General features: G+C 59.2%; 12 protein-coding genes. 6 read left to right on the plus strand and 6 right to left on the minus strand.

Annotation, left to right across the window (positions count from 1 at the left end; translation table 11 throughout):
- Window position 1: 1 nt before the first annotated feature.
- Window positions 2–217, plus strand: coding sequence for a (Na+)-NQR maturation NqrM (nqrM, locus tag KHQ23_RS02180; protein ID WP_002889722.1), 216 nt, complete (start codon window positions 2–4; stop codon window positions 215–217).
- A gap of 402 nt (window positions 218–619) precedes the next feature.
- On the opposite strand, the gene KHQ23_RS02185 is transcribed toward nqrM, so the two are convergent.
- The gene (locus tag KHQ23_RS02185; protein WP_002889724.1) at window positions 620–1480 is read right to left on the minus strand and encodes a glycerophosphodiester phosphodiesterase family protein; all 861 of its coding nucleotides are present in this window, start codon (window positions 1478–1480) and stop codon (window positions 620–622) included.
- Between the two features lie 159 nt (window positions 1481–1639).
- Here KHQ23_RS02185 and dinB point away from each other — a divergent pair, with 159 nt between their 5' ends.
- The gene (dinB, locus tag KHQ23_RS02190; RefSeq protein ID WP_002889726.1) at window positions 1640–2695 is read left to right on the plus strand and encodes a DNA polymerase IV; all 1056 of its coding nucleotides are present in this window, start codon (window positions 1640–1642) and stop codon (window positions 2693–2695) included.
- A gap of 2 nt (window positions 2696–2697) precedes the next feature.
- On the plus strand, window positions 2698–3150 hold the full coding sequence (locus KHQ23_RS02195; RefSeq protein ID WP_002889727.1) for a GNAT family N-acetyltransferase: 453 nt from the start codon (window positions 2698–2700) through the stop codon (window positions 3148–3150).
- 42 nt (window positions 3151–3192) lie between these two features.
- On the opposite strand, the gene pepD is transcribed toward KHQ23_RS02195, so the two are convergent.
- Window positions 3193–4650, minus strand: a complete 1458-nt coding sequence (gene pepD, locus KHQ23_RS02200) for a cytosol nonspecific dipeptidase (RefSeq protein WP_004152033.1) — start codon at window positions 4648–4650, stop codon at window positions 3193–3195.
- 257 nt (window positions 4651–4907) lie between these two features.
- On the opposite strand from pepD, the gene gpt reads away from it, so the two are divergent.
- From gpt to crl, 3 genes are all read left to right on the plus strand, one after another.
- Window positions 4908–5366, plus strand: coding sequence for a xanthine phosphoribosyltransferase (gpt, locus tag KHQ23_RS02205; protein ID WP_002889733.1), 459 nt, complete (start codon window positions 4908–4910; stop codon window positions 5364–5366).
- 105 nt (window positions 5367–5471) lie between these two features.
- Window positions 5472–6716, plus strand: coding sequence for an esterase FrsA (gene frsA / locus KHQ23_RS02210; RefSeq protein WP_002889742.1), 1245 nt, complete (start codon window positions 5472–5474; stop codon window positions 6714–6716).
- A gap of 57 nt (window positions 6717–6773) precedes the next feature.
- Complete coding sequence (crl, locus tag KHQ23_RS02215; RefSeq protein ID WP_032421042.1) at window positions 6774–7172, plus strand: sigma factor-binding protein Crl; 399 nt, start codon at window positions 6774–6776, stop codon at window positions 7170–7172.
- Between the two features lie 85 nt (window positions 7173–7257).
- Here crl and csiR read toward each other — a convergent pair whose 3' ends face one another.
- From csiR to gabD, 4 genes are all read right to left on the minus strand, one after another.
- On the minus strand, window positions 7258–7950 hold the full coding sequence (gene csiR / locus KHQ23_RS02220) for a DNA-binding transcriptional regulator CsiR (RefSeq protein WP_032421043.1): 693 nt from the start codon (window positions 7948–7950) through the stop codon (window positions 7258–7260).
- A gap of 45 nt (window positions 7951–7995) precedes the next feature.
- On the minus strand, window positions 7996–9396 hold the full coding sequence (gabP, locus tag KHQ23_RS02225; RefSeq protein ID WP_032421044.1) for a GABA permease: 1401 nt from the start codon (window positions 9394–9396) through the stop codon (window positions 7996–7998).
- A 149-nt stretch (window positions 9397–9545) separates the two neighbouring features.
- Window positions 9546–10829 (minus strand): 4-aminobutyrate--2-oxoglutarate transaminase, encoded by a 1284-nt coding sequence (gabT, locus tag KHQ23_RS02230; protein WP_032421045.1) that lies wholly within the window; start codon window positions 10827–10829, stop codon window positions 9546–9548.
- Window positions 10830–10841: 12 nt separating this feature from the next.
- On the minus strand, window positions 10842–12290 hold the full coding sequence (gene gabD, locus KHQ23_RS02235; RefSeq protein ID WP_002889845.1) for an NADP-dependent succinate-semialdehyde dehydrogenase: 1449 nt from the start codon (window positions 12288–12290) through the stop codon (window positions 10842–10844).
- Between the last annotated feature and the right edge of the window lie 23 nt (window positions 12291–12313).

A 12313-nucleotide genomic window follows, 5' to 3' on the forward strand; every position in this document is an offset into this window, starting at 1 on the left:
GATGCTGACGGTATTTATCGCGACCTTTGTGATTTTTGCGCTGGTGATCCTCGGCATGTCGCTGGGCTACCTGGTGAAGCGCAAGAGCATCCAGGGCAGCTGCGGTGGGATCTCCGCGCTGGGGCTGGAGAAAGTCTGCGATTGTCCGGAACCGTGCGACGCGCGTAAAAAGCGCCTCGCCCGCGAGGCGCAGCGTCAGCAGCGGCGTATTTTGTAATGCCCGGCGGCGCTGCGCATGCCGGACCTGCTGCTTCAGTTTTGTAGGCCGGGTAAGGCGCCAGCCGCCAGCCGGCATAAAGCGGCTCCGTGCCCGGCGGCGCTGCGCTTGCCGGGTCAGCTGCTTCAGTTTTGTAGGCCGGGTAAGGCGCCAGCCGCCACCCGGCATAAAGCGGCTCCGTGCCCGGCGGCGCTGCGCATGCCGGGGCTGCTGCTTCGGTTTTGTAGGCCGGGTAAGGCGCCAGCCGCCACCCGGCATAAAGCGGCTCCGTGCCCGGCGGCGCTGCGCATGCCGGGGCTGCTGCTTCAGTTTTGTAGGCCGGGTAAGGCGCCAGCCGCCACCCGGCAACAACATGCCAGCAATGTGAGGCCGCTTTCGCGGCCTTTTTAGCCGTTGACTCCCTTACTGCCAGCTTTTCGCCTGCGCCGGAGAATCCACCATCACCCCGTCGGCGCCCAGTTCTATCGCCGTGCGGTAGTCTTCCGCACTGTTGATGCCGAAGAAGATAATGTGCGCTTTATCCTGCGAGCGGAAGCAATCCATTGCCTCTTTATCCCAGGTGAGCGTCGCCGGGGAGATCCCTTCGCCAAGGGTGAATTTCTCCACCACCTCGACTTTGCGCTTCAGCTCCAGGCCATACCACTGCTCACCATCGCGTTGACTCGCTGGCTGGCACTGATGGCTGAGCGAAATATTGGCAAGCCTGGTGCGGGTTTCACTGCGAGTGACAAAGCGAGGGATGGCTGGCGGCAGGGCGGCGATATAGCGGTCTTCGGTGGAATAGACCCGCACGCGATCGAGGCTATCGGTGGTTTTTAACACTTCAAGCAGGCGCTGGCCCATCACGGTCGGATCGGCATCCGGAGATTTGATATCGATATAGAAAAAAGTGTGCGGCCATTGCTGTAAAACGCTTTGCAAGGTCGGAATGGTGGCCTGCTTACCGCGCCACGGGTGGCTGTCATCCCCCCATTTCCAGCCGGCGTCGACTTTCGCCAGCTCGGCGGCGGTCAAACTGGAAACTTTGCCCTCGCTATTGGTCAATGCGGAAAGATCGCTTGACCGGTAGAGCACCGGTACGCCGTCGCGGCTTAACTGCACCGTGACCCAGATGGCTTCGGCGTTATTCTCCAGCGCCAGCTTAATGGCCGGCAGGGTATTTTCCGGCGCATCGCCGGTGCCGCCGCGGTGGGCTATCAGCTGTGGAGCGGCCCAGGCGCCGGCTGTGGCCAGCAGGCAAAGCGCGGTAAGTATTTTCTTCATGATTATATCTTCCTGATTTATCTTTTAACTCAATGAAAATAAACATAATTTATTGCAGTTTTATGTTTTAACCGCTTTTTTAGCCAATGAAATAAAAAAAGCATAAAATTCGCATCTGATTTTGCTATGCTGTATGGGTATACAGTGTTGAGTCTGACGATGCGTAAAATTATCCATGTCGATATGGACTGTTTCTTTGCGGCGGTGGAGATGCGCGACAACCCAGCGTTGCGCGATATTCCCCTCGCGATAGGCGGCAGTCGGGTACAGCGTGGCGTGATTAGTACCGCGAACTATCCTGCGCGTAAGTTTGGCGTGCGCAGCGCCATGCCGACGGCGACGGCGCTCAAGCTGTGCCCGCATCTCACGCTGCTTCCCGGCCGCTTCGATGCCTACAAAGAAGCCTCGAACCATATCCGCGAAATTTTCTCCCGCTATACCTCGCGCATTGAGCCGCTGTCGCTGGATGAAGCCTATCTTGACGTCAGCGACAGCGAGCATTGTCACGGGTCAGCCACCCTGATAGCCCAGGAGATCCGCCAGACCATCGAACGGGAGCTGCGCCTCACCGCCTCGGCGGGGGTGGCGCCGGTGAAGTTTCTCGCTAAAATCGCTTCAGATATGAATAAACCCAACGGCCAGTTCGTTATCGCCCCCCATCAGGTGGCAGAGTTTGTGCGGGCGCTGCCGCTGGCGAAAATACCCGGCGTCGGGAAGGTATCGGCAGCGAAGCTGGAAAATATGGGCCTGCGAACCTGTGGCGATGTGCAGAACAGCGATCTGGCCATGCTGCTTAAGCGCTTCGGTAAATTCGGGCGTATTCTGTGGGAGCGCAGCCACGGGATTGATGAGCGGGAAATTCATAACGATCGGCAGCGTAAATCGGTGGGCGTGGAGCGCACCTTAGCGGAAGATATCCATGAATGGCCGGAGTGCGAAGCGATTATCGAAAACCTCTATCCCGAGCTGGAGAGGCGACTGGCGAAGGTCAAACCTGATCTGCTGATCGCCCGCCAGGGCATTAAACTGAAATTCAATGATTTCCAGCTGACCACCCAGGAGCACGTCTGGCCGCGGCTGAACAAAGAGGATCTGATCGCCACCGCGCACAAAGCCTGGGATGAGCGCCGCGGCGGACGGGGCGTGCGCCTGGTTGGGCTCCACGTGACGTTGCTCGATCCGCAGCTGGAAAGGCAGCTTTTATTAGGGATTTAGCCATGCATATTCGTGCTTACCGCGACAGCGATTTGCCACTGCTCTGCCAGATCTTTCTGCGCGCGGTGCGGGAAACCGCCAGTCGGGACTATACCCCGGGGCAGATCGCGGCCTGGGCGCAGGTGGATGAGACGCGCTGGCGACAAAAGCTGGCCGACTCAATCGGCCTGGTGGCCGTGGTCAACAGCCAGCCGGTTGGCTTTATCACCGCCATCGGGACGCATATCGATTTGCTGTTCGTCTCGCCGGATCGCGCCCGCCAGGGTATCGGCGGCGCGCTTATCGAGGCGCTCTGCGTTCAGTATCCAGCGCAAATCCTGACGGTGGACGCCAGCATTACCGCAAAGCCCTGTTTTACGGCTCATGGTTTTAAGGTGGTGGCTGAGCAGCGGGTGGCGGCGCGCGGGGAGTGGTTTATTAATTACCGGATGGAAAAACGCGTGGCGCTAAGGTGATGCGGGGTAAAACCGGCGGCGGGCCGCCGCCGGTTGTGGGGCTTATTTAGCCGGAATGGCTTTCAGCAGCTCGGTCAGCAGCGTCCAGTACTGACCGACGCTCTCGATATGGACCTGCTCATCCGGGGAGTGCGGACCGGTAATGGTTGGCCCGATGGAGACCATGTCCATCTCCGGATACGGTTTTTTGAACAGACCGCATTCCAGACCGGCGTGAATGATCTGGATGTTCGGCGTCTTGTTGAACAGACGCTGGTAAGTCTCGCGCACCAGGTGCATCACCGGCGAATTGGCGTCCGGTTGCCAGCCAGGGTAAGCGCCTTTGGCTTCGGTTTTCGCCCCCGCCAGCTTACCCAGAGAATCCAGCATGCTGACCACGTAGTCTTTGCCGCTGTCGATCAGCGAGCGGATCAGGCAGTGGATCTGTACGTTGTCATCGGTCATGGTGACGACGCCGACGTTCAGCGAAGTTTCCACTACGCCTTTCGCCACGTCAGAGTTGCGGATAACCCCGTTCGGCGTGGCGTTCAGCAGACGGATGAAAGTGTCGCGGGAAGCCTGAGTCAGCGCCGCTTTGTCGTTATCGACCGCTTCCACGAGCACCACCAGGTTCTTCTCTTTGGCCTCCAGCTCGTTTTTCAGCAGCGCCTGGTAAGTATTCACCAGCGCTTTCAGCGCATCGGCTTTATCCGCGGCGACGGCGACAGTAGCGTAAGCTTCACGCGGGATGGCGTTGCGCAACGTGCCGCCGTTGAAATCGACCAGACGCAGATCCAGCTCATCGGCGTGGCCGGCGAGGAAGCGCGACAGCAGCTTGTTGGCATTACCCAGACCAAGGTGGATATCACCGCCGGAGTGGCCGCCTTTCAGCCCTTTTAAGGTGACTTTAAAGCTCTGGAACCCGGCGGGAATCGCTTCGCGGGTCAGCGCCAGGTTAGAGGTGAAATCGATCCCGCCGGCGCAACCCATATAGATTTCGCCTTCTTCTTCGGAGTCGGTGTTGATCAGGATATCGGCCTGTAGCCAGTTGGCCTGCAGACCGAACGCGCCGTCCATACCGGCTTCTTCGGTCATGGTCAGCAGCACTTCCAGCGGGCCGTGAGCGACGCTATCATCGGCCAGTACCGCCAGTGCGGACGCCATTCCGATACCGTTGTCCGCGCCCAGCGTGGTGCCGCGCGCTTTCACCCATTCGCCGTCAATGTACGGCTGGATCGGATCTTTAACGAAGTCGTGGACGGTGTCGTTATTTTTCTGCGGCACCATATCGAGGTGCGCCTGCAGCGCTACCGGCTTACGGTTTTCCATACCGGCAGTCGCGCCTTTACGAATCAGAATGTTGCCAACCTGGTCGCGTTCCGCATGTAAGCCTTTTTCTTTTGCCCAACCCATAATGTGCTCGGCGAGCTGTTCTTCGTGATAGGACGGGTGCGGGATGGAGCAAATCTTGGCAAAAATATCCCAAAGCGGCTGCGGGGATAGTTGAGACAGTTCAGACACGGTAAGTCTCCTTACAGACTCCTGCATACAGCGGTTGCAGGACGAGGGTTAGCGTTAAAATACACAACAAGCCCGGGCTTGCGCGATGGGGTTGAGAATACCACTTTCCACCGCCGCAGGTAGTGTAAACAACGCAAAAAGCGTTGCGCAAACCGCTTAACACTGGTTTTTAGTGCGTCAGATCTCTATAATCTCGCGCAACCATTTTCCCCCTCGAACATTATTTAAGCCGTATTACACAGGCTGGGACACTTCACATGAGCGAAAAATACGTCGTCACCTGGGACATGTTGCAGATTCACGCCCGCAAACTGGCCAGCCGTCTGCTGCCGGTTGAGCAATGGAAAGGCATTATTGCCGTTAGCCGCGGCGGACTGGTACCGGGAGCCTTACTGGCGCGTGAACTGGGCATTCGTCATGTTGATACCGTATGCATCTCCAGCTACGACCATGATAACCAGCGCGAGCTGAAAGTGCTGAAACGTGCGGAAGGCGATGGCGAAGGCTTTATCGTCATCGACGATCTGGTGGATACCGGCGGTACCGCCGTGGCGATCCGCGAAATGTATCCCAAAGCGCACTTTGTCACCATTTTCGCCAAGCCGGCAGGCCGCCCGCTGGTGGACGATTACGTTGTGGATATTCCGCAGGATACCTGGATTGAACAGCCGTGGGATATGGGCGTGGTGTTTGTACCGCCTATCGCAGGTCGTTAATTCTTCAGGACAGTGCTATTTACTACGCCCGGCTTGCCGGGCGTGGTTTTTTTTATCCTTTAGCAGGTTACAATATCCGGAGTGGCACTACGACGGAGACTGCACATGTCACAGGCTAACCTCAGCGAAACGCTGTTTAAACCTCGCTTCAAACATCCCGAAACTTCTACGCTGGTGCGTCGGTTTTCTGCCGGAAAACCCCAGGCGATGCAGTCGGCGCTGAGCGGCAATCACGTCGATCACTGGTACCGTCTGATCAACCGTTTGATGTGGATCTGGCGCGGCGTAACTCCGCAGGAGATCCTCGATGTGCAAGCGCGCATTGTGATGAGCGAGGCCGAACGAACCGATCCTGAGCTGTTCGATACCGTCATCGGCTATCGCGGCGGCAACTGGATCTTCGAGTGGGCGAAAGAAGCCATGCAGTGGCAGCAAAAGGCCGGGCAGGAAGCCGATCCTTTGCTGAGCGGCCGCCACTGGCTGCATGCCTCGAACCTGTATAGCATTGCCGCTTATCCGCATATTAAAGGCGATGAGCTGGCGGAACAGGCGCAGGCTTTAGCCAACCGGGCGTATGAAGAAGCCGCCCAGCGGCTGCCGGGCTCGCTGCGCGAGCTGGAGTTCACCATCCCTGGCGGCTCGCCGATAACCGGCTTTTTGCATATGCCGAAAGGCGAGGGGCCGTTTCCGACGGTGCTGATGTGCGGGGGGCTGGACTCGCTGCAGACCGATTATTACAACCTGTATGAGAACTACTTCTCACCGCTCGGCATTGCCATGCTGACCATTGATATGCCCTCCATCGGCTTCTCGTCAAAATGGACGCTAAATCAGGACACCAGCCTGCTGCATCAGCACGCGCTGCGCCATCTGGAAAATGTGCCGTGGATTGACCATACCCGGGTCGCCGCTTTCGGCTTCCGCTTTGGCGCCAATATCGCGGTGCGTCTGGGTTATCTTGAGCCGCAGCGGCTGAAGGCTGTAGCCTGTCTGGGCCCGGTCGTTCATGGTCTGCTGGTGGATCCCCTGCATCAGGGGCGCGTGCCGGAGATGTATCTTGACGTGCTGGCTTCGCGGCTGGGCATGCATGACGCCTCCGATGAAGCGCTACGCGTGGAGCTCAACCGCTATTCGTTAAAAACCCAGGGACTGCTGGGGCGCCGTTGCCCGACGCCGATGCTCTCCGGCTTCTGGAAGGACGATCCGTTCAGCCCCGAAGAGGAGTCGCGGTTAATCACCTCGTCATCTGCCGATGGCAAACTGCTGGAGATCCCGTTTAACCCGGTGTATCGCAATTTTGATCACGCATTGCGACAGATCGCCCGCTGGATCAATCATAGATTTGGTTAATTTATTGCTAAATTCTATTGGTTTGGTAAAACAGTTGCATCACTAAAGGAGATCGCAATGACGTTACCGAGTGGACACCTGAAAAGTAAGTTGATCAAGAAATTCACGGCGCTGGGGCCTTACATTCGCGAAGAGCAGTGCCATGACAACCGTTTCTTTTTCGATTGCCTGGCAGTTTGCGTCAATGTTAAGCCCGCACCGGAGAAGCGTGAATTCTGGGGCTGGTGGATGGAAATGGAAGCACAAGAGTTACGTTTCACCTATAGCTACCAGTTTGGCCTGTTCAATAAGGAAGGATCATGGCAGGCGGTCGACATTGACGACCCGGAAGTGAGCGACAGGCTGGAAAAAACGCTGCGCGAGTTTCACGAGCGCGCAGCAGCGCTGCTGACCACCTTTAATCTGAAGCTGGAACCGGCCGACGATTTCAGCGAGCCGGTTCGCCTGCGAGCCTGATTGATCTACGGATACGATTTCTCCACGCCCGTGCGGCGTGGAGGAGCGTGACGCCATACCCGTAATTTCCACCCCTCCATCTGACTCACCCTGCCTGCGGCGACAGCTTGCCAGCCATCGCCTGCTGAATAATCGGGATCGGAGTCAGTAAGTGCTCACGCATCAGCGCGCTGGCCTGTTCGGCGTCGCGCGCCAGAATAGCGTCCACCAGGGTCTGATGCTGGACATGCTTATCTTCCAGCATCTCCACCGACAGCACGGTGGTGCGCAGCCAGATGAAGCGGTAGCGCGCCGCCAGATCGAACAGCCGTTCGCGCATCTGCAGCAGATACTGCGAACCGCAGCCGGCGACGATGGCGGTGTGAAACGCCTGATGGCGCTGGTCCCATTCATCGAGTAGGTGCTCACTCGCTTCGCACGACTCCAGCTTGTTGAGCAGATGGGCGCGGGCCAGCAGCTCGGCTTCCCACTCGTCGCCGCCGCGTTCAATGGCGAGACGCACCAGCATGGCCTCCATGTTGGCGCGCGCGTCGAAGATATCGAGAAGCTCCTGTTCCGACATGGACGCCACCCGATAGCCTTTCTGATTGACCACCGTTACCAGCCGCTCGGCCACCAGTTGCGAAAGTGCCTCGCGCAGCGGACCGACCCCCAGGCCATAGCGCGACGTCAGCAGGCTCATCCGCAGCTTCTCATCGGGGTGGTAAACCCCGCGGATGATGTCGTTTTTTAACCAACGGTATCCGTCAATGGCCGTCGCCTGGGGAATGGCGGTCATGTTCTTACTCCTGAATACTCTTCCCGGCGGGCGCCGGGAACAGGGTTAACGCGTATTTTGTAGCGGCAGTTTTTGCCACAATACCAGCTTTTTCCAGCGTGACATAATCGGTACCGTACAAATAATTCCCAGAGCTAACAGGCCGGTAGAGATCACCTCCAGCTGCTGCGCCGGACGAAACAGCATCACCACCAGCACGAAGGTGATAAAGGCGATCACCAGCCAGGTCAGGTATGGATAGAGCCACATTCTGAGACGGATCTCACCGCCTTGCGCCTGAAGGATTTTGCGCATCCGCAGTTGTGAAACGGCGATCACCAGATAGACCAGCAGGGCGATGGCGCCAGAGCTGTCGATGAGAAATTTAAACACCTTGGCGGGGGCATAGTAGTTCACCACTACGGTGAGGAACGCCGCGCCGGTGGAGAGCAGCACCGCCACGTATGGCGTTTTGCTGCGGTTGGTCCGGCCCATAATGGCCGGCGCATCGCCGCGACGGCTCAGGGAGTAGAGCATCCGCGAGGCGGTATACAGCGCCGAGTTCAGACAGCTGGTGACCGACAGGAGGATCACGCCGTCCATAATCAGCTTGGCATAGGGAATTTGCAGCAGCTCGAGCACCGAGCGGTAGGAGCCGATGCTCTTCAGCCCCGGCATATTCCATGGGATGAGGGCGACGACGATAAAGATCGAGCACAGATAAAAAATAGAGATACGCCAGATCACCGAGTTGGTGGCGCGCACGATATGTTTATCCGGGGTATCCGATTCGGCGGCGGCAATGGTGACGATCTCCGCGCCCATAAACGAGAACATGGTGATCAGCATCGCGCTCAGCACCGCGCCGAAGCCGTTAGGCATAAAGCCGCCGTGATCCCACAGCCGCGAAATGCCGCTCACTTCGGCATAGGGGTAAAAGCCGGTAATGGCGACCGCGCCCAGTACGATAAACGCCAGAATAGCAATCACTTTGCACAGCGCCAGCCAGAACTCGAATTCGCCGTAGTTCTTGACGCTCAGCAGGTTACTGCCGGTGAGGGCGAGAGTGATGACCAGGGAGAACAACCACACCGGGACGCCCGGCACCCACGAATGCAGAATAATCGCCGCGATATTGGCTTCCAGCGGAATAACCAGGACCCAGAACCACCAGTACAGCCAGCCGATGGTATACCCCGCCCAGCGGCCGATGGCTTTATCGGCGTAGGTGGAAAAGGAGCCGGTATCCGGCGTGGCGACCGCCATTTCGGCCAGCATACGCATAATCATCACCACCAGCAGCCCGGCAAACAAATAGGCCAGCAGCACCGCCGGGCCTGCCTCGGCAATGGCGACGCTGGAGCCGACAAATAAACTCGCGCCGATCACCCCGGCGATAGATAACATCGTGACGTGGCGCGACTTCAGCCCCGCCCCTAAATCCTGTGATTGCGACAGTTGCCCCATCATTTACCCTCTCGAAGTGTGTCACCTGGGAGAGCGCCCCGACGTTCCCGCGCCGGGGCACGCGTATTATTGTTGTTTTGCAGGTCTCGTCTTCATTCCCTTACGAACGTACTTCGCTTCCGCATGTGTTCTGTTCTATGCCTGTTTCTCTATGCCTGTTTCGCCTCGCTAAAGCAGTCGGCGATGATCTTGAGCCCCTGCTCGATCTGCGCCTCTTTGATGGTCAGCGGCACCAGGATGCGCAGCACGTTGTAGTACGGCCCGCAGGAGAGCAGGATCAGGCCTTTGTCGCGGGCGCGGGCGACGATATCCGCCGTCAGCCTGGCGTTCGGCCTGCTGCGGTCGCCCTCTTCAAACAGCTCAATGGCGATCATCGCCCCCAGACCGCGCACGTCGCCGATCTCCGGATGATCTTCAGCGATCGCCAGCAGGCCCTGGCGCAGGGTGTCGCCGAGCTGGTTGGCTTTTTCCAGCAGATTCTCCTGCTCGAAAATCTGTAATACCGCCAGGGCGGCGGCGCAGGCGATAGGGTTGCCGGCGTAGGTGCCGCCCAGTCCGCCGGGGGCGATGGCGTCCATCACCTCCGCGCGGCCGGTGACGCCCGCCAGCGGAAAACCGCCGGCGATGGATTTGGCGAAGGTGGTGATATCCGCCGCGACGCCCATCTGCTCCATGGCGAACAGGGTACCGGTGCGGCCCGCGCCGCTCTGGACCTCATCGGCGATGAGCATAATGCCGTGCTCGTCGCACAGGGCGCGCAGGCGCTGCATAAAGGCCGGGGAGGCGGCATAGAACCCGCCTTCACCCTGCACCGGCTCAATAATGATGGCGGCGATATCTTCCGGCGCGGCATCGTTTTTGAAGATGCGATGGATGCTGGCGATCGCCTCGTCATCACTGACGCCGTGCAGCGCGCACGGGTAGAGGGCGCGATAGACATGGCCCGGCATTAAGCCCATACCGGCGGAGTAAGGATTCACTTTGCCGGTCAGCGACAGGGTGTAATGGGTGCGGCCGTGATAGGCGCCGGTGAAGGCGATAGCGCCGCTGCGCCCGGTTGCCGCGCGGGCGATCTTCACCGCGTTCTCCACCGCTTCCGACCCGGTGGTGACCAGCAGGGTTTTCTTGGCGAAATCACCGGGCACCTTTTGATTCATCTTTTCGCACAGCGCCAGATAAGGCTCATAGGCCAGCACCTGGAAGCAGGTATGCGACAGCTTTTTCAGCTGGTCTTCGACGGCGGCGACAACCTGCGGATGCAGGTGGCCGGTATTGAGCACCGCGATACCGCCGGCAAAATCGAGATATTCCCGGCCTTCCACGTCCCACACCCGGCAGTTCTCCGCGCGTTCGGCGAAGATAGGGTGGATCTGGCCGACGCCGCGCGGGACCGCGTCGCTGCGACGCGCCATCATTGCTTTATTGCTGTTCATCCGTCGCTCCTGTTAAAGGCCAATGCACATATATTTGATTTCTAAGTAATCTTCGATGCCGTACTTCGACCCTTCGCGGCCGAGGCCGGAGGCCTTAACGCCGCCGAACGGCGCGACTTCGGTGGAGATAATGCCGGTATTGATGCCGATGATGCCGTACTCCAGCGCTTCGCCGACGCGGAAGACGCGGCTCAGATCGCGGGCGTAGAAATAGGCGGCGAGACCGAACTCGGTATCGTTGGCCTGGGCAATGACGTCGGCTTCATCTTTAAAGCGGAACAGCGGGGCCAGCGGGCCGAAGGTCTCCTCTTTCGCCACTTTGGCGCTGTCGGGAACGTTGACCAGGATGGTCGGCTGGAAGAAGTTGCCGCCCAGGGCGTGCGGTTTGCCGCCGGTGACCACCTTCGCGCCTTTGGCGATGGCATCGGCAATGTGTTCTTCAACTTTGGCCACGGCTTTCTCGTCGATCAGCGGGCCGGTGGTGACGCCGTCCTGCAGGCCGTCGCCAATGCGCAGTTTTTCCACCGCCTGCTGCAGCTTCTCGGCGAAACGGTCATACACCCCGTCCTGGACGTACAGGCGGTTGGCGCAGACGCAGGTCTGCCCGGCGTTGCGGAACTTCGACGCCAGCGCCCCCTCGACGGCTTTATCGAGGTCGGCATCGTCAAAGACGATAAACGGCGCGTTGCCGCCCAGCTCCAGGGAGACTTTTTTGATGTCTTTCGCGCACTGCTCCATCAGCTGGCGGCCAATCTCGGTAGAGCCGGTAAAGGAGAGCTTGCGCACCAGCGGGTTGCTGGTCAGTTCGCCGCCGACCGCGCCGGCGGAGCCGGTGACCACGTTGAATACTCCGGCGGGGATCCCGGCGCGATTCGCCAGTTCGGCCAGCGCCAGCGCGGAAAACGGCGTCTGGCTGGCCGGTTTCAGGACCATGGTGCAGCCGGCGGCCAGAGCCGGGCCCGCTTTGCGGGTGATCATCGCCGCCGGGAAGTTCCACGGCGTGATGGCGGCGGTAACGCCGATGGGCTGCTTAATCACCAGCAGGCGCTTGTCGGCCTGGTGGCCCGGAATGGTGTCGCCGTAGATGCGCTTACCTTCTTCGGCGAACCACTCAATAAAGGAGGCGGCGTAGCTGATTTCGCCTTTGGCTTCCGCCAGCGGTTTTCCCTGCTCGAGGGTCATCAGGCGAGCGAGATCGTCCTGGTTCTCCATCATAAGATCGAACCAGCGGCGCAGAATGTTCGCCCGCTCTTTGGCGGTCAGGGCGCGCCAGGCGGGTAGGGCGCGATTGGCGGCTTCAATCGCTTCGCGGGTTTCATCGGCGCCCATTTTCGGCACGCTGCCGAGCTGCTCGCCGTTGGCCGGGTTGGTGACCGCAATCACGTCGCCGTTGGGCGCATCGCGCCACTGGCCATCGATCAGCGCCTGCTGGCGAAACAGTGTCATATCGTTGAGTTGCATAATTGCTTCCTGTCTTCAGGGGG

Origin of the sequence: Klebsiella sp. 64 (genome assembly GCF_018223915.1) — a bacterium.
GTDB classification, from domain to species: domain Bacteria; phylum Pseudomonadota; class Gammaproteobacteria; order Enterobacterales; family Enterobacteriaceae; genus Klebsiella; species Klebsiella pneumoniae.

Excerpts from the sequence above, each read along its gene's own strand:
- nqrM (WP_002889722.1), top strand. The coding sequence starts at position 2 with ATGCTGACGGTATTTATCGCGACCTTTGTGATTTTTGCGCTGGTGATC.
- KHQ23_RS02185 (WP_002889724.1), bottom strand. The coding sequence starts at position 1,480 with ATGAAGAAAATACTTACCGCGCTTTGCCTGCTGGCCACAGCCGGCGCC.
- dinB (WP_002889726.1), top strand. The coding sequence starts at position 1,640 with ATGCGTAAAATTATCCATGTCGATATGGACTGTTTCTTTGCGGCGGTG.
- KHQ23_RS02195 (WP_002889727.1), top strand. The coding sequence starts at position 2,698 with ATGCATATTCGTGCTTACCGCGACAGCGATTTGCCACTGCTCTGCCAG.
- gpt (WP_002889733.1), top strand. The coding sequence starts at position 4,908 with ATGAGCGAAAAATACGTCGTCACCTGGGACATGTTGCAGATTCACGCC.
- frsA (WP_002889742.1), top strand. The coding sequence starts at position 5,472 with ATGTCACAGGCTAACCTCAGCGAAACGCTGTTTAAACCTCGCTTCAAA.
- crl (WP_032421042.1), top strand. The coding sequence starts at position 6,774 with ATGACGTTACCGAGTGGACACCTGAAAAGTAAGTTGATCAAGAAATTC.
- csiR (WP_032421043.1), bottom strand. The coding sequence starts at position 7,950 with ATGACCGCCATTCCCCAGGCGACGGCCATTGACGGATACCGTTGGTTA.
- gabP (WP_032421044.1), bottom strand. The coding sequence starts at position 9,396 with ATGGGGCAACTGTCGCAATCACAGGATTTAGGGGCGGGGCTGAAGTCG.
- gabT (WP_032421045.1), bottom strand. The coding sequence starts at position 10,829 with ATGAACAGCAATAAAGCAATGATGGCGCGTCGCAGCGACGCGGTCCCG.
- gabD (WP_002889845.1), bottom strand. The coding sequence starts at position 12,290 with ATGCAACTCAACGATATGACACTGTTTCGCCAGCAGGCGCTGATCGAT.